Origin of the sequence: Pseudomonas auratipiscis, assembly GCF_036324085.1 — a bacterium.
Classification (GTDB): Bacteria; Pseudomonadota; Gammaproteobacteria; order Pseudomonadales; family Pseudomonadaceae; genus Aquipseudomonas; species Aquipseudomonas auratipiscis.
In genome coordinates this window covers 178,914-195,833 of the sequence record NZ_JAZDCU010000003.1, presented here as the reverse complement: position 1 = coordinate 195,833, position 16,920 = coordinate 178,914, and the positions used below count along the sequence as shown (strand labels likewise).

The 16,920-nt window shown below is 58.4% G+C and carries 14 protein-coding genes; 7 read left to right on the top strand and 7 right to left on the bottom strand.

The annotated features are described in order from the left end of the window. The first annotated feature begins 18 nt into the window (after positions 1–18). The 4 genes from yghX (at position 19) to V0R60_RS05670 (ending at position 3,153) form a co-directional block, all read left to right on the top strand. Entirely contained in the window at positions 19–942 is a 924-nt protein-coding gene (yghX, locus tag V0R60_RS05685; protein ID WP_330079034.1) for a YghX family hydrolase, read from the top strand. Between the two features lie 109 nt (positions 943–1,051). Continuing rightward, positions 1,052–1,771, top strand: a complete 720-nt coding sequence (locus V0R60_RS05680) for an SDR family NAD(P)-dependent oxidoreductase (protein ID WP_330079035.1) — start codon at positions 1,052–1,054, stop codon at positions 1,769–1,771. A 193-nt stretch (positions 1,772–1,964) separates the two neighbouring features. After that, positions 1,965–2,720: an SDR family oxidoreductase gene (locus V0R60_RS05675; RefSeq protein WP_136475825.1), complete on the top strand. Its 756-nt coding sequence runs from the start codon at positions 1,965–1,967 to the stop codon at positions 2,718–2,720. 22 nt (positions 2,721–2,742) lie between these two features. Next, the gene (locus tag V0R60_RS05670) at positions 2,743–3,153 is read left to right on the top strand and encodes a cupin domain-containing protein (RefSeq protein WP_136475826.1); all 411 of its coding nucleotides are present in this window, start codon (positions 2,743–2,745) and stop codon (positions 3,151–3,153) included. Between the two features lie 61 nt (positions 3,154–3,214). Here V0R60_RS05670 and V0R60_RS05665 read toward each other — a convergent pair whose 3' ends face one another. The 4 genes from V0R60_RS05665 to V0R60_RS05650 all read right to left on the bottom strand — a co-directional run bounded on the left by V0R60_RS05665 (position 3,215) and on the right by V0R60_RS05650 (position 6,353). Further along, positions 3,215–3,982, bottom strand: a complete 768-nt coding sequence (locus tag V0R60_RS05665; protein WP_136475828.1) for an SDR family oxidoreductase — start codon at positions 3,980–3,982, stop codon at positions 3,215–3,217. Positions 3,983–4,004: 22 nt separating this feature from the next. Beyond that, the gene (locus V0R60_RS05660; protein WP_136475830.1) at positions 4,005–5,072 is read right to left on the bottom strand and encodes a phosphotransferase family protein; all 1,068 of its coding nucleotides are present in this window, start codon (positions 5,070–5,072) and stop codon (positions 4,005–4,007) included. Between the two features lie 195 nt (positions 5,073–5,267). Then, complete coding sequence (locus V0R60_RS05655; RefSeq protein WP_136475832.1) at positions 5,268–5,585, bottom strand: SCP2 sterol-binding domain-containing protein; 318 nt, start codon at positions 5,583–5,585, stop codon at positions 5,268–5,270. Between the two features lie 57 nt (positions 5,586–5,642). Further along, positions 5,643–6,353: a histidine phosphatase family protein gene (locus V0R60_RS05650; protein WP_136475834.1), complete on the bottom strand. Its 711-nt coding sequence runs from the start codon at positions 6,351–6,353 to the stop codon at positions 5,643–5,645. A gap of 197 nt (positions 6,354–6,550) precedes the next feature. Between V0R60_RS05650 and sohB the strand changes: the two genes are divergently transcribed. Together sohB and V0R60_RS05640 are read left to right on the top strand one after the other, a co-directional pair. Beyond that, positions 6,551–7,567, top strand: coding sequence for a protease SohB (gene sohB, locus V0R60_RS05645; protein WP_330079036.1), 1,017 nt, complete (start codon positions 6,551–6,553; stop codon positions 7,565–7,567). A 71-nt stretch (positions 7,568–7,638) separates the two neighbouring features. Continuing rightward, complete coding sequence (locus tag V0R60_RS05640; RefSeq protein WP_330079037.1) at positions 7,639–12,825, top strand: NEL-type E3 ubiquitin ligase domain-containing protein; 5,187 nt, start codon at positions 7,639–7,641, stop codon at positions 12,823–12,825. 75 nt (positions 12,826–12,900) lie between these two features. Here the strand turns inward: V0R60_RS05640 and V0R60_RS05635 are convergent, their stop codons facing one another. Both V0R60_RS05635 and V0R60_RS05630 read right to left on the bottom strand, forming a co-directional pair. Beyond that, positions 12,901–13,395, bottom strand: coding sequence for a DUF934 domain-containing protein (locus V0R60_RS05635; protein ID WP_136475839.1), 495 nt, complete (start codon positions 13,393–13,395; stop codon positions 12,901–12,903). Further along, positions 13,379–15,031, bottom strand: coding sequence for a nitrite/sulfite reductase (locus tag V0R60_RS05630; protein ID WP_330079038.1), 1,653 nt, complete (start codon positions 15,029–15,031; stop codon positions 13,379–13,381). The genes V0R60_RS05635 and V0R60_RS05630 overlap by 17 nt, the downstream gene beginning before the upstream one ends. A 219-nt stretch (positions 15,032–15,250) precedes the next feature. Here V0R60_RS05630 and V0R60_RS05625 point away from each other — a divergent pair, with 219 nt between their 5' ends. Beyond that, a complete protein-coding gene (locus V0R60_RS05625; protein ID WP_136475842.1) occupies positions 15,251–16,333 on the top strand; it encodes an ABC transporter substrate-binding protein in 1,083 nt (360 codons plus the stop codon). A gap of 270 nt (positions 16,334–16,603) precedes the next feature. On the opposite strand, the gene V0R60_RS05620 is transcribed toward V0R60_RS05625, so the two are convergent. After that, entirely contained in the window at positions 16,604–16,822 is a 219-nt protein-coding gene (locus tag V0R60_RS05620; RefSeq protein ID WP_136475844.1) for a DUF2970 domain-containing protein, read from the bottom strand. Positions 16,823–16,920: the final 98 nt, after the last annotated feature.

Below are 16,920 nucleotides of genomic sequence, written 5' to 3'. Positions count from 1 at the left end.
CTCACGGAGTACGCGCCCATGGAACGTCTTAGTGCCAAAGACTTTGCCCCTGAACTGCTGGAACTTTACGATTACTACGCCCATGGCCAGATCAACCGCCGTGAGTTTCTCGACCGTGCGGCGGCGTTTACCCTGGCCGGGATGACAGCCAGTGCGCTGCTGGCATCCCTGAGTCCGAACTACGCGCTGGCCGACCAGGTTTCTTTCACCGACCCGGAAATCGTCGCCGAGTACGTCAGCTACCCGTCGCCCAAAGGCCATGGCCAGGTGCGGGGCTATCTGGTACGCCCCGCCAACGCCAACGCCAACGCCAACGCCAACGCCAACGCCAACGCCAAGGGCAAGGTGCCCGGCGTTGTCGTGGTGCATGAAAATCGCGGCTTGAACCCCTATATCGAGGATGTCGCCAGACGCTTGGCCAAGGCCGGCTTCATCGCCCTGGCACCCGACGGCCTGAGCTCTGTGGGTGGCTACCCGGGGAATGATGACAAGGGGCGCGAGCTGCAAGCCAAGGTCGACCCGGAAAAGCTCATGAACGACTTCTTCGCGGCTATCGACTGGCTGATGGGTAACGACAGCACCACCGGTAAGGTCGGCATCACCGGCTTTTGCTATGGCGGGGGCGTGGCGAACGCTGCGGCCGTGGCGTATCCGGAACTGGGTGCGGCCGTACCGTTCTACGGCCGTCAGGCCGATGCCAAGGATGTGCCGAAAATCAAGGCGCCATTGCTCCTGCACTATGGAGAGCTCGATGCCCGCATCAATGAGGGATGGCCGGCTTACGAACAAGCCTTGAAGGCGGCCGGAAAGACTTACGAAGCGTATTTTTATCCCGGCGCCAATCACGGTTTTCACAACGACACGACCCCGCGTTACGACGAGGCAGCCGCCAATCTGGCGTGGGAACGGACACTGGCGTGGTTCCGGCGCTACTTGGTTTAGCGGCTACGGCTGGTGCATACACATTTGGACATGGCTGGCCATTTGCCAACCCTGAAACTATCTGTTGCCATGCGCCTCTCAGACCATTAGCCATGTCAGGAGACCGGCAATGAGAACCATGGTAATAGGGGCCAGCAAGGGCTTGGGCAGGGCCCTGATCGAGGGATTGGGCGAGGCCGGCGACACGCTCATTGGCGTGTCACGCAGCAGGCCCGAGGGGCTGATTGCGCAAGCCGGCGTCGAGGTGCAATGGTTAGAGGCCGATCTGGCGAAACCGCGCGACGCCGCCAGGCAACTTGAGTGGGCGGTGGAGGAGCAGGGACTCGATACTCTGATCTACAACCTGGGCATCTGGGAGTCGCGCGCGTTCACACCCGAGTACAACTTTATCGAGGATGACGATGATCAGATCGAAGCCATCGTCAGCTGTAACATCAGCGCCACCCTTCTAGTCATCAAGCGCCTGCTGCCGACGCTACTGAAAAGTGCGCGACCGCGCATCATCCTCACCGGTTCGACATCGGGGCTTACCCAGAGCGGGCGTCCTGAGGTAGCTTTTGGCGCGTCAAAATTCGCCTTGCGCGGCATCGCCGATGCCCTGCGCGAAGGCTATCGTCAGCAGCACCTGGGCGTTACCTGCCTGAACCTGGGCTACTTGAACACCGACGATACCCTGGGTACCGCTCGTGAGGTAGCGGCACAACACGGTGAGGGGCAACTGATCCCGGTCCATGATGTTGTTCAAGTAGTGCGCATGGCCTTAAGCCTGTCGTGCGCAAGTTTCGTCAGGGAGCTGACGTTGCCGGCAATACTCGACGAACGCTTCTGATCGGTCGCAGGCCCTGGCGCGGGGCCTGCTCGCCTGAGCTACCGCTGATCTACAGCGGCGCCTTGTGTTTCGATGATGGCATAGACTCAACGGTTGCAATGTAACCGCCGAGCAGGCCGAAATCCGCCCGATGTTGCCGTCTTCCGTAGGCGTCTGACCCGCTCATCGCCCCCCCTATTCGGGAGACTCAGTCATGAAAGTCGTCGTGATCGGTGGTACGGGCCTGATCGGTGCACAACTGTGTGCGATCTTGCGAAACAAGGGCTATAAGGTGCTCGCCGCCTCGCCAAGCACCGGGGTCAATGCTCTGACCGGCGAAGGCTTGGAGCAGGCACTGGACGGTGCGGCGGTGGTCGTCGATGTAGCGAACTCGCCATCCTTTGAAGACGCCGCAGCGCTGGCATTCTTTCAAACCAGTGGACGCAATGTGTTTGCTGTCGAGAAAGCCTGTGGTGTGAGTCATCACATTGCGCTTTCGGTGGTGGGTACCGAGCGCATGCTCGAAAGCGGCTACTTTCGCGCCAAGATGGCGCAGGAGCATCTGATCAAGCAATCAGGCGTGCCCTACACCATATTGCGCGCCACCCAGTTTTACGAATTCATGGGCGCCATTGCCTATTCAGGCATCGACGGCAACCGTGTGTGCCTGACCACTGCCGCGTTGCAGCCGGTCGCTTCGGCCGATGTCGCGCAGGCGCTGGCTGACCTGGTCGAGCAGGCCCCTGGCAACCGCACGGTGGAAGTCGCCGGCCCCGAGCGCAAACCGTTGGTGGAGTTTGTGCGCAGCTACCTGGAACACAACCGCGATGCGCGTGAAGTGATCGTCGACCCCCAGGCCACCTACTTCGGGGCGCCGATCGATGATCGCTCGTTGACCCCAGAGGACGGCGCACGAATCGGTGTCATCCGCTTCCAGTCATGGCTGCAGAGTGTGCCTGTTGAAGGCTGAACCACGCGTTGAGGAGACCAGCATGCGCACCGGCTCGCTATTTTTCTTTGTAACCCTGGCGTGCACCACAGCTGTTCACGCCCAGTCCCCGGGCGCAAGCGCACCGCCGCCCAGTGTTACGCCAGTCATGACCCAGACGTTGCCTGAGTACCCTGGCAAGGAGGTATTGATTCTGGAGGTGCAGTATCCTCCTGGAGGCGCTGACCCGGTACATCGCCATGACGCCCACGGCTTTGTCTATGTGCTCGAAGGCTCGGTGGTGATGGGGGTGAAGGGCGGGAAGGAAGTGACACTCATGCCTGGCCAGAGCTTTTATGAAGGGCCACAGGATGTGCATACGGTTGGCCGCAATGCGAGCCAGGAAAAGCCGGCCAAATTTGTGGTGTTCCTGCTCAAGGATGCCGATAAACCAGCGCTGTTGCCTGCGCAGTGAAGCGGTCGGGCAGTTGCTGGCGATAGACACGCAGCAACTGCTCGGTGAAACCGCCTGGCGGTCAGGACAGGAAGCCACCGTCCACATTCAGCGCTACGCCTGTGGTGTAGCTTGAAGCATCGCTGGCCAGGTACAACACGGCGCCGGCCATTTCTTTCGGGTCAGCGACGCGCTTGAGCGGTATCTGCTGCAGGGCGGTGTTGAGAATGGCATCGTTCTTGACCAGTGCCGAAGCGAACTTGGTATCGGTCAGGCCCGGCAACAAGGCGTTGCAGCGAATACCAAAGGGCGCGCACTCTTTGGCGAACACTTTGGTCATGTTGATCACCGCCGCCTTGGTCACCGAATAGATCCCCTGGAATACGCCAGGCGACACACCATTGATCGACGCTACGTTGATAATGCTGCCGCCGCCGTTTTCACGCATCAACTTGCCAGCCTCGACCGACATGAAGAAATACCCGCGAATGTTTACATCGACGGTTTTCTGAAAGGCGCCAAGGTCGGTGTCCAGTACGTTGCAGAATTGCGGGTTGGTCGCGGCGTTGTTGACCAGGATATCCAGGCGACCGAACTGCTCGCGAATGCCGCTGAACACCGCGTTGATCTGTTCCATTTCACCAATATGGCAAGCCACAGCAGTGGCTTTGCCCCCAGCTGCCACGATGGCATCGGCGACTTGCTGGCAGCCGTCGAGCTTGCGGCTGGAAACAATCACATGGGCGCCTTGCTGGGCCAGCAGATGGGCAATCGCTTCGCCGATGCCACGGCTGGCGCCGGACACAAACGCAATCTTGCCGTCGAGGTCGAACAGTTGAGTCTTGGACATGGTTTTTTCCTTGTTGTAGTCGTCAAAGGCTGGACTTGGCAATGACCTGCAGGCTCATGTGCTCCAGTAGCGTGTTCATGTGGATGAACTGGGCAAAGCGCTTGTCCTGGGTCTGGCCATGGTAGAAGCGGAAGTAGATCTGCTGGACGATGCCGGCGAGGCGGAACAGTCCGTAGGTGTAGTAGAAGTCGTAATTGTCGATGCTGATGCCGGCGCGCTGGGCATAGTAGTCGACAAACTGCTGGCGAGTGAGCATGCCTGGCGCGTTGCTTGGCTGGCGTCGCATCAGTTGCACAGGTGCCGGATCATCGGCTTCGATCCAGTAGGCCAGGGTGTTGCCCAGATCCATCAGAGGGTCACCGAGGGTGGTCATTTCCCAGTCGAGCACACCAATGATGCGCATGGGGTTTTCAGCGTCGAGAATGACGTTATCGAAGCGGTAGTCGTTATGCACGATGGCCGGCTTGGGATGATCAGCCGGCATCTTCTCGCGCAGCCAGGCGATGACTTTCTCCCAGCGGGGCGCATCCGGGGTCAGGGCCTTTTCGTAACGGCTGCTCCAGCCTTCGATCTGACGTTGCACGTAGCCTTCGGGCTTGCCCAGATCGCCCAGTCCGCAAGCGTTGTAGTCCACCTGATGCAGTTCGACCAGACGATCAATGAAACTCTTGCACAGCATTGCGGTGTGCTCGGCATCAAGCCCCAACTCCGGCGGCAGGTCTGAGCGCAGAATGATGCCCTTGACCCGGTCCATGACGTAGAACTCGCCGCCAATCAACGCTTCGTCGGTGCAATGCACGTAGGCTTTGGGGCAGTAGGGAAAACCGCTGTTGAGCTGATTGAGGATGCGAAATTCACGGCCCATGTCGTGGGCCGATTTGGCCTTGTGACCGAACGGCGGACGACGCAGGACGAACTCGCGCTCGGGGTATCGCACCAGGTAGGTCAGGTTCGAGGCGCCGCCGGGGAACTGGCTGACCTGCGGCGTGCCGGTCAAACCCGCAATGTGCGCCTTCAGATAAGGGTCGATGATTGCACCATCGAGTTCTTCGCCGGGGCGGACCTGGGTGGACTGGTCGGTGAGCGTCATACTTTTCCCTTATGATTGAAGCCGGTGACTATTGGCTAATCTAATTCTCGCGCCGGGCCCGAACAAGCCTGGCGCGGCGTTATAGGTCAGCGTGTTGCTGGTCGATCAACGCCCCTGATGGCAGCGGTGAAACCATCAGGCGAAAAAAAACCGAAGCCATTCAAGGCTTCGGTTCGCTTGGCATCAGCGCAGGGCTCAGGCCGGGAACAGCTCGCTCAGCTTCATCGACAGCATCATGTCGCCTTCGACGCGCAGCTTGCCGCCCATGAACGCTTGCATGCCGTCGGTTTCACCGCTGACGATGTCTTTGAGGGTTTCGCTGTCCAGCACCAGGGTGCAGTTGGCGTCGGCATTCTCGCCTTCCTGGATTTCGCAGGTGCCATCCTTGACGATCAGGGCGTAGTGCTTGTCTTCGTCGGTGATGTTGAAACCGAACACCAGGTCAAGACCGGCAGCAGCGGCTGGGTTGAACTTGGCTTTCATCGCTTCGACGGCTTTTGCTACATCGCTCATGGTGCGTTCCTTATTAAGTGATTACGGCAACCCGTAAAGATTGCCACGGGCCGGGGCTCAACGGTAGGTAATGAGCTCCGGCACCTTCAACAGCTGCACGTGGGCTTGGCTATTGAAGGAAGCCAGGGCCACCTCGCTGCCACGAAACTTCAATTGGCTGAGCGAGGTGTTGATGATCTGCCAGTTCAGCTCGAAAGCCTGGCTGGCAGTAATACGGATAACCCGGTGGAGCAGGGCAGTGATGGTGCCGCCAGAGGTAAAAATTGCAATGTTGTCGCCATGGCTGGCCTGATCCAGTACCCGGTGCAGGCCGGCTTCGACACGCTCGACGAAAACGTGCCAGGACTCACAGCCTTCGCAGGCGTGTTCGCCACCGTGCCAGCGCTGGATCAGCAGTGCAAACAAGCGCTGGAACTCTCTACGATTCTGCGCACCGTTGCGCAGAATGTGGCGTGCTTCAGGTTCGTCCGGCAACAGGCCCGGCAGCAGGCTGCGAATGACCGCGTCGGCGTCGAACTCATTGAAGGCGTCGTCAGTTTCCAACTGTGGTACCTGAACGCCGCTATCATGCATGCTCTGCAGGGCCAGGCGAGCGGTGTCCTGTTGACGACGCAAGTTGCCGGCCAGGCAGCGATCAAGGCGTATACCCAACTGGGCCAAATGCTGACCAAGTGCTTCGCTCTGGCGCATGCCCACGGGAGAGAGGACGTCATAGTCGTCTGCACCGAAGGAGGCCTGGCCATGTCGAATAAGGTAAATACTGCCCACGTCGTACGCCTGCGGTAAGAATGAGCCCGAGGTTAGGTTGCCTCCGGCAGACTGTCAACGAAAAAACATACAAGCGTTTGAAAAGAGCGTTTGAACTGCGTTGCTGGACGTTTCCTACGCTGGTAGGGGCAAGGCGGCGCCGGTATGCTTGACTATCGGTTCGCGCCGTTCGGGCGCTGGCATGTTAAGGAGTTACTGTGGAGTTTCTTGCAGAGTACGCAAGCTTTCTCGCCAAAACCGCGACCTTGGTGATCGCGATTTTAATTGTCCTCTCGGCGATTGCCGGGCTGCGCGGCAAAGGCCGGCGCAAAGCTGGCGGGCAATTGCAGGTCAACAAGCTCAACGAGTTCTACAAGGACTTGCGTGATCGCCTGGAAAGCAGCTTGTTGGATAAAGCCCAGCTCAAGGCGCTGCGCAAGCAGCAAGCCAAGGCGCAACAACAGCAGAAGAAAACACCGGAAGATAAACCGCGGGTGTTCGTGCTGGATTTTGATGGTGATATCAAGGCATCGGCCACTGAGAGCCTGCGTCATGAAATCACCGCCGTGCTCAGTCTTGCCACCCCGCGCGACGAGGTGGTGGTACGCCTGGAAAGCGGTGGCGGCATGGTTCACAGCTACGGTCTGGCCTCTTCGCAACTGGCGCGTATTCGCCAGGCAGGCGTGCCGTTGACGATTTGTATCGACAAGGTCGCTGCCAGTGGCGGCTACATGATGGCGTGTATTGGTGACAAGATCATCAGTGCCCCGTTTGCCATCCTCGGCTCGATTGGTGTGGTTGCACAGCTACCCAACGTCAACCGCCTGTTGAAAAAACACGATGTCGATTTCGAGGTGTTTACGGCGGGTGAATACAAACGCACGGTGACGGTGTTTGGTGAAAACACCGAAAAGGGCCGGGAGAAGTTCCAGGAAGATCTGGACGTCACCCACCAACTGTTCAAGGACTTCGTATCGCGCTATCGCCCGCAGTTGCACATTGATGATGTGGCCACTGGCGAAGTCTGGCTGGGTGTGGCTGCGCTCAACAAGCAACTTGTCGACGAACTCAAAACCAGTGATGAATACCTGGGTGAACGTGCGCGTGATTCGAGTCTGTACCATCTGCATTATGCCGAGCGCAAAAGCCTGCAGGAGCGGGTCGGCCTGGCAGCGAGTGGTTCGATCGAGAACACCCTGCTGGGGCTGTGGAGCAAGCTTGGGCAATGGCGCTGAGCAATATGTAACGCCAATGCATGAGTAGTTTGGCTTTTCCTGTGGCTTCACCCTCCACAGGAAAAGCAAGCATGGCCACCTCTCCAAATCTTTCCATTCCAGGCCTCAATGGCCGCTTTTTGAAAGAGCATCTACCTGACTGGCTCAAGCACGCCACGCCTGCCGACTTGAAGCGCTGGCGCGAAGGACTGCTCCCAGCTCAATTTACCTCGGATGGTCAGGCAGACTGGTTCACACAAGCCAGTGAGGCGGACCGTGAAGCGCTGAACAACGCGCAAAAACGCAGCCGAACCTCCAGCCAGGCCCTGGCCCGTGCACTGAAGAACCTTCAGCCGTTGAGCGCTTTCGCTGAGCCTTTGCTGATGGACAAGCTGACCGCGGAGTTGGACGAGGTGTTTGATGTAAACACCACGCAGTTGGTGGAGATCCACTACGAGGCTGTCCTGCTCGGATCCATGCTTCGACTCCAACCGCGCCGACAAACCCTCATGCAAGCTGCCTTGCAGAACTTTGCCGCCGATACCGCGTTTGAAAAAGGCAGTGCATTGGCACCCCAAGGGGCCTTCGAACTGGAGCTAAAGTCCGACTCCACAGCTGCCAGGCCGCAATTTCAGTACCGTTACACCCGCAAACTGAAAACCAGACCAGAGTCTTTTGCCAAGTGGTGCCATGAGCTGGATCTGGGGGGCAAGTATCAAGCACATCTGAGCGAAGTGTTCGAGGCCCCAGAGACTGCGGATGAAGTGCGAACCCTGTCGATGAATGCCTACAAGGACAATTTGCGTCTTCTCGCCCAGACGGCGTTCATGAAGGGCGAGATTACGTCCTCGGCGCGACAGATGTTTAACCAATTGCTCGAAGGAAATCAGGCAGCGCTTTTCCATGGCAAACCTGTCAGCTGTCAAACGCTGACGATGTACCAATCGCCCCTGGGTGGTGTGCTGACGTTCAGTGCCAATCGCATTACCAGCAATGAGCAAGAGCCTATTGTCGCGTATTTCCCTGGAGCACCGTTGTACCCGCTCAAGGAATATCCTTCGGTGAAGGCGCTCAAGCAAGACCTGCGGGTAAACCTGCTGTCGCCAACCTATCGACAGTTGTTTCGCAGTTATGTACCTCAGCATGAGCAAGCCCATTTCTTCAAATTGCTCGATGAAAAGCTGCTCGACAACAGCGCAGAACTCGATCCAGGTGCCAACCTTCACCTCCGTGATGAGGTGATCGAAGGTGAGCTGTTTGATTATGTCCATGACCAGCAATTGGCGCGCCTCAAGGCCAGCGCCCTTGCGTTGGCCGTGCCCAGTGCACAGGTCGACGAGGAGGCCAGGAACAAACGTGTAGCGTACTGGGAAAGTATTGGCTTCAATGCGCTCAACGCTGCTGCGTTCATTGTCCCGGCTCTGGGTGGGGTAATGGCTGTTGTCGCCGGCTATCAGCTGCTCAACGAGGTCGTCGATGGCGCTCATGCTTGGGAGGCAGGTGATATCGATGAAGCCGTAGGCCATTTCGAGTCGGCTGCATTGAACCTCACATTGGCGATCGCAGGAGGTGTTGCTGGCAGCTCGGGCAGGCCGATAAACGCCAGTGAGCGTGTGGATGGATTGCTGCGCGTAACGCTGCCGGGGGGAGAGGAGCGATTATGGAAGCCTGACCTTGAACCCTACGCGCGCGATGTCGTGTTGACTGGCAGAGCTGCCGATGCCGAGGGTGTCTATCATCTTTCCGGCAAGCAATATATTCGCATCGATGAGCGCGTGTTTGAAGTGGCCAAGGACGCAGAGGGCGAATGGTCGATACGCCACCCTGAAGATGATCAGGCCTATCAGCCCGCGCTCACGCACAACGGCGAGGGCACCTGGCAGGCGATTGGTGAGCAACCCTTGCAATGGTCCCACGAGCAGTTGCTCAAACGTATCGGCGTCGCTGCGCATGGCCTGACTGAGGAAGAGCTTGAACAGGCTGTAAAAATCAGCGGCGTTGATGATGATGTGCTACGACGTATGCATCAGGATCACATGAAGATTCCGCCGCTGCTCAAGGAAGCCTTGCGTCGCTATCAGGTCGATCGTCGGGTAAGCAGGCTGATCACATGTTTGCGGGAAGGGGCACCCAATGCGCAGGGGCTGGGATTCGAGCCGACCCTGGCCCAGGACCTGACGCGCTGGCCACAGCGAGTCTTTGAGGTCTATGACGAAACCAACTTGAATCGCGAGCCTATACGCTACGGGGCACACCGCTGGCCCAGTGGACGCGTCATTCGATTATCCGTGCAAGAAATTTTTGCCAATAAACTGGCCGAGAAGGTACTCGCAGACCTGACGGATAGCGAAGCGATTGACCTGTTCGGTACAAGTGTCGAAGCCGACAAGCGCCTGGACGTGCTGCGTGCCCGGGTTGCCGAGCGAGCGTCAGCGCGCCGAGGCGAAATTTTCAAGGTGATGTACGAGGATGGCGGGCAGTCGCATTCCCCTGAACAGTTACGCCTTATGCGCGACTTCCCAACGCTGACCGATGCCGCTGCACTGGAAATAGCAGACGCCGCCGACGCTACCGAGCTTAAGCAGTTGCAGGCAAATGAAGGTCGCGTCCCGATGCGCCTGGCTGAAGAGGCGCGTATCTATCAACGCCAGATTGTCCTGGGTCGAGCGATACAAGGGTTGCATCGCCCAACGCTGGCCAGCTTAGACAGCGACCGGCTGGCATTGGGCTTATTGGGCACGTTGCCAGGCTGGTCCGATACGGTACGTGTGGAAATGCGTGAGAACGGCTTGTCTGGTCGCTTGCTGGCCAGCGTAGGCAGCGCCGGGGGCGAACTCAAGTCGTTGGTGCGTCAAGAGGGGCTTTTTAGCGTGTTTGATGCCCAGGGGTTGGAGCTGGCCAAAGGCGAAGAGATTGGCGCTTCATTACTCAAGGCCTTACCCGACAGTGAGCGCCAAGCCATGGGCCTGGAAGTAAATGATAGCCACAGACTGTGTCGAGCTTTGTATGCGCAGGCAATCGGCGACCAGGCGGTGGCGGCAAAATTGCTTGGTCAGCAATCGATAAAACCTTGGTTTCGTGCACCTATGCGCCTTGCCGATGGCCGCGTCGGTTATCCCCTTGGCGGAACCGTAGGTAGTCTGGCAGTCAACGCCAAGCTCCAGGCGCTGTATCCAGAGTTGACCGCTGGCGAGCTTGAGGCGATGAAAGCGCGGCTGTTGGTCGAGAATCAGACCATGGGCGATGCGCTGTTCAAATTGGACGCCGAGCGTACAGCGTTAAACCAAACGCTTGCGCAGTGGGTTCAAGCGAGCACTAGCGACTTTCAACGCAGTGCGCGAGTGCGACTAAGAGAGCGGCTGATAAACGCCTGGCATCGAAAAGGCAGGCGTCGTCGCGCAGAGCTGATACTCGATGAACCGGATGCCGGCGCTCTACCTGCGCTATCGGCGCGCTACGAACATATTCGAAGGTTGATCGTGCAGCCTATGCATCTGCAGCAACTACCAGTCGGCTTTTTGCGCTGTTTCCCCAAGCTCCAGATGTTGTCGTTGACGGGCAACCCACTGGGCGTCATTCCTGCGGATGTCGCGGCATTGACCGATTTACGTCAATTGACCCTGACAGAGGCCTGGTTGGAAAGTAGCGACGACATGTTCGAGGTGCTCAGGCCTTTGGTGAGGCTGCAGTCGCTGGAACTGCAGAACAATCATCTAGAGAGCATCCCCGCCTCAGCAGCGCAAGCCCTGGCATCATTGCCTGTTCTGGGGCGACTGAACCTGAGTGGCAACGCGATGGCCTTGAGCAGTACAGCGTTAGAAGTACTGAATGCTTTACCCCTGCGCTTTCTGGACTTGAGCAATACTGAGCTGGCGCTCGACGAAGTCGGCGCCCACGCTTTCGCAGGTTTTACCCACCTGCAGCGCCTGAATTTGAACGGTAACCCGCTGGGCAGCGTGGTGGAACTTGCAGGCTTGTCGCAATTGCAGCATCTGGGCCTTAGGAATTGCCAGTTGACGCAGTGGCCGGAGGGACTGCTCGCGCTGATGAACCAGGATGCCTATGCGTTGCGAACGGTGGACTTGAGTCACAACCAGCTGACGCAAGTGCCCGATCTGGCGGGCACGCATTTTGGCGCGGGCCTGGCGCGCAACGCTGATGGCCTGCATGAGCTGGATATGTATTTCAATCCGCTCGATGCACAGAGTATTGCGCATTTGAACACCGTTGCTGCGGCGTTTCACTCTGAGGTGGAAGTGCGTATGCAGCCAGATTTCTCCTGGGTTGAAGGGGCAAGCCAGAGCCAGCGCAACCTGTGGCACGAGCTGTTTCAGCAGCAGCGCCACAGGGCGCTGAACGATGTGCTTTCCCGACTTGCCTTGTCCAGTGAGTTCGAGCGCAACGCCGCCGACCTACGTGCCCGGGTCTGGTCTATGCTGCAACTGGCCTCTGAGCACACTCAGCTCAGGGAGGATCTGGTCGATATTGCCGGGACGTTCCCTGTTACTTGCGGCGATGCTGGTGCCGACGCCTTCAGCGCCTTGGAAATTGCGGTGCTGGTATTTCAGCGCAGTCTCGAGGCCAATACCGGCGAGCGGGCAGGGGCGTTGATCAAACTCTACGCTCAGCTGTTTCGCCGCCATGAAGTAGAGCGAATGGCAGATGCTCTATCGCTGGCGCGGACGTTGCGACGCCAGGCGCTGGTTGCCCAGGGCGCACTCCCGGCGCTGGATCCGCTGGATGATATCAGCGATAGCGTACTCGTTCGTCAAGGTGTCGATGACATCGAAATACGATTGCTGCTGCGCCAGGGGCTGGCAGAGGCGCTGGATTATCCGGAACCTTCGAACGGCATGCTGTTCGAGGCCACCGCCAACGTTTCGTCACAGACGATCACCAGGGTGGCTGGCGCGGTCAGGGCGCGCGATACGCTTGCCAATCGCCAGGCATGGATGGTGGATGAAAGCAGTTGGCAGCGTTACCTCAAACAGCGCTATGGCGATCAATTTGATCAGGTGTCGACGGTCTGGGCTGAAGGCCTGGAATACTTGAGTTACTGCGACGAATCGTCCGAGGAGGTGCCCGATTTGCTCGATAGTGAGGTTCTGGCGGTGCTGCGTACCGTGCTCGAGGGAGAACCGCTGGATGAGGCTGGTGCGTTGCGTCGACTGCGTATCCGTGATGGATACCTGGCGGCGGTCGATACTTTGGCAAGCGCGCGTAACCGTGCCGAGGTGGCCCTTATGAAGCGTTTGACCCAGGCCTTGTCTGCCTCGTAACAAACCGATGATGCAAGAAAAAGGGCAGTGGATTCGTTTGCCAATGAATTCACTGCCCCTGATCAGCATCGAGACTTAACGGCGACGGAACAACGGTTGCGGCTCGTCAGTGGACGCCTGGTAGGTCACGGAGAAGTCCTTGAGGCTTTCCAGTGCTTCTACCGGGTCCTTGTCGGCACGCAGGGCGAAGGCGTCGAAGCCGCAGCGCTTCATGTAGAACAATTGGTCGCGCAGCACATCGCCGATGGCGCGCAGCTCGCCAGTGAACTTGTAGCGATCACGCAGCAGGCGCGCATTGGAGTAGTTGCGCCCGTCAGTGAACGCCGGGAAATTCAGCGCGATGACCTGGAAGTTGCCGACGAACTCGCCGATTTCCTCTGCTTCTTCGTCCGCATCCAGCCACACACCCAGACCGCCATCGCGGGCTTTGAGGGCATGACCGTGGTCGCGCCACAACTGCAGCGGAACAATGTAGTCGTCGCAGTTGGTCAACTCGTCGAAATTAGCGTCCTTGGGCAGCAGGTGCCAGGTTTCGTCGACGATCTCGTTGTTCTTAATTATTCGCTGCATAGACGCGCTCCTTGAAAGGGTCGATGCCAATACGTTGGTAGGTGTCGATGAAGCGCTCGTCTTCGGTACGTGTTTCAACATAGACGTCGATCAGCTTCTCGATCACATCCGGCATGGCGTCCTGGGCGAAAGAAGGGCCGAGAATCTTGCCCAGGCTAGCGTCGCGACTGGCGCTGCCACCGAGGGAAACCTGATAGAACTCTTCGCCTTTCTTGTCTACCCCAAGAATGCCGATGTGGCCGACGTGGTGGTGACCACAGGCGTTCATGCAGCCAGAGATGTTCAGGTCCAGTTCGCCGATATCGAACAGATAGTCCAGATCGTCGAAGCGGCGCTGGATGGACTCGGCAATCGGAATCGATTTGGCGTTGGCCAGCGAGCAGAAGTCACCACCGGGGCAGCAGATGATGTCGGTGAGCAAACCAATGTTCGGTGTGGCGAAGCCGCCTTCACGCAGTTCCAGCCACAGGGCGTGCAGTTGGCTCTGCTCGACATCGGCAAGAATGATGTTCTGCTCGTGGGAGGTGCGCAACTGGCCGAAGCTGTAGCGATCGGCCAGATCGGCAACCGCATCGAGCTGCTTGTCGGTCAGGTCGCCAGGCGCTACACCGGTGGGCTTTAGCGACAAGGTCACGGCAACGTAGCCCGGCTTCTTGTGCGCCAGCACGTTGCGAGTGCGCCAGCGCGCAAAGCCTGGGTTCTGCAGTTCGAGTTCGCTGAAGTCGAGGTTGTCGAGCAGCTTGTAGTCCGGGTCGACGAAGTGCTTGGCCACACGGTGCACTTCGGCTTCGGTCAGCGTGGTGCTGCCGCCGCGCAGGTGAACCATTTCGGCATCGACTTTCTCGGCAAAGACTTCAGGGGTCAGTGCTTTGACCAGGATCTTGATCCGCGCCTTGTACTTGTTGTCGCGACGGCCGTAGCGGTTGTAGACCCGCAGGATCGCATCCAGGTAGCTGAGCAGGTCCTGCCACGGCAGGAACTCATTGATGAAGGCGCCAACTACCGGAGTACGGCCCAGGCCGCCACCCACCAATACGCGGAAGCCCAGCTCACCGGCAGCGTTGTACACCGGCTCCAGGCCGATGTCGTGCACTTCGATGGCGGCGCGGTCGCTGCTCGAGCCGTTGATCGCGATTTTGAACTTGCGCGGCAGGTAGGCGAACTCGGGGTGGAACGTGGTCCATTGACGGACGATTTCACACCATGGGCGTGGATCGATCACTTCGTCGGCGGCGACACCTGCGAACTGGTCGGTGGTGACGTTGCGCAGGCAGTTGCCGCTGGTCTGGATCGCGTGCATCTGCACGGTAGCCAGTTCAGCCAGGATCTCCGGGATGTCTTCCAGGGCTGGCCAGTTGTACTGCACGTTCTGCCGGGTGCTGATGTGGGCATAGCCCTTGTCGTAGTCGCGCGCGATTTTCGCCAGCATCCGCGTTTGTCGCGACGTCAGCTGGCCATAAGGCACGGCGACCCGCAACATCGGGGCAAAACGTTGAATATAGAGGCCATTTTGCAGGCGCAATGGGCGGAACTCTTCTTCGCTCAGCTCTCCGGCCAGGTAGCGGCGGGTCTGATCACGGAACTGCTTGACGCGGTCCTCGATGATCCGCTGATCGTACTCGTCATATACGTACATAGGGGTCCTGTTCTCAAGCTGCTTGCAGCTAATCGCGCGCACGGCCGCGCACTCCCAAAGCGGAGCGGGAGGAACGATAGCAGTTTGCGGTTATACGCAAAAGTGATGTTTTAGCATATGAAAAGAACCATTTGGACTAAGTGAGATTGACTGCCATTTAGCCGTTTGACCCGTCACGGTGTTTATAATTGACGGTTTTGAATAGCAGGAGAGCTCCACATGCTCAAGGCCTTGTGCCAAAGCCTTTGCCTGAGTCTGCCGCTGGCAGCCGGGGCACAGGCTGCATCGGTGGTTTTTCTCAATCCGGGCTATTCCAATGAAACCTTTTGGCTCAGCTATTCGAACTTCATGCAGGCTGCGGCAAAAGACCTGGGCATGCAGTTGCGCATCGAATACAGCGAGCGGCAATCGGAATTGGCCCTTGTTCAGGCACGCCAGGTGCTTGAGGGCAATCCGCGTCCAGACTATCTGGTGTTAGTCAATGAACAGTATGTGGCCCCAGAAATCATCCGCCTTTCGCGCGACAGTGGGGTCAAGCTGTTCCTGGTCAACAATGGTCTGACCGCCGACCAGGCGCGATTGATTGAGCAGAACCCGGACAAGTACCCGCCACTGCTGGGCACACTGGTGAGCAATGATGAGCAGGCCGGGTACCAGATGCTCAAGGAACTGATAGCCCTGCACACGCACAAGGCTGGTAATCAGCCTGTGGAGTTGCTGGCGTTTTCCGGCCTGAAGACGACCCCGGCCGCGTATCTGCGCGAGCAGGGTATGCGCCGGGCCTTGGCCGAACACCCGGAGATTCGCTTGCGTCATGTGGTGCGCAGTGGTTGGGGCCAGCAGCGCGCTTACGAGCAGGCGCAGCAACTGCTCAAGCGCTATCCGAATATTGATCTGGTCTGGTCGGCGAATGACGAAATGGCCTTTGGTGTCATGCAGGCATTTGTCGAAACAGGTCGCACGCCAGGCAAGGACGTCTTGTTCAGTGCCGTCAATAGCTCCGTGGAAGCGTTGCAGGCGCGCATTGACGGCACCCTCAGCGTGTTGATGGGCGGGCACTTTTCCATGGGCGGTTGGGCAATGGTATTACTGCACGATGATGCGCTGAATCTGCCAATCGATCGAGACGGCAAAAGGTTTCACCAAGTGCCAGTGTTGCAGATGATCGACCCCATGCAGGCCAGGCGTTGGCTGAAATTGCAGGGCCAGGCCGACTACGGGCTGGACTTCAATCGCTTCAGTGCCCAGGGCCGCCCCCAAGACTATAGGTATCCGTTCCTCAACGCGCCGGTCAACTATTGAAAAGTCCCTGCTTGAGCAAAGGTCATTACTGAACTTAACTGCTACGGGTGACATGCATTCCCATAACCACTACAAGAGGCGATGCAATGGGAAACTCGACCAAAGCGGGTAAGGCAGACAGTAGTGTGGATGCCTGGGCAATTCTCTGTCTGATCATCCTGGTTGTTGTGACCGCCGTGTATTGGGTCAGCCACCAGTGACAACACGCCAAGCGTAAGCATTGACCGCCCGCAGAATGGACATCTGTGGGCGGATTGCATTGTCAGCGGGTCAGCGCGCGGTCAAGTGCATGGCCAGTTGTACCAACCCCACCAATACCAGAATGAAGATCAAGGTGAAGACGGTGCCCAGCGCAATAAAATGGCTGGCCTTGCCGTAGGTAAAATCGCGGGCGCGATTCTTGCCGCTCTGCACGCCGAACGCCGCTGCCAGAATGCTCTGCAGCATCTGCCAGAGGGTGGGTGGTTTGCCTTGCACTGGATCGTCCATGAGAGGCTCCTTGGAATAGGCATCCCCCTCATTGTAGGTGACAGTTGCGCGCTTTCAATTGCAAGCTGCAAGAAGGCACCGGGCCTTTTACAGCTTGC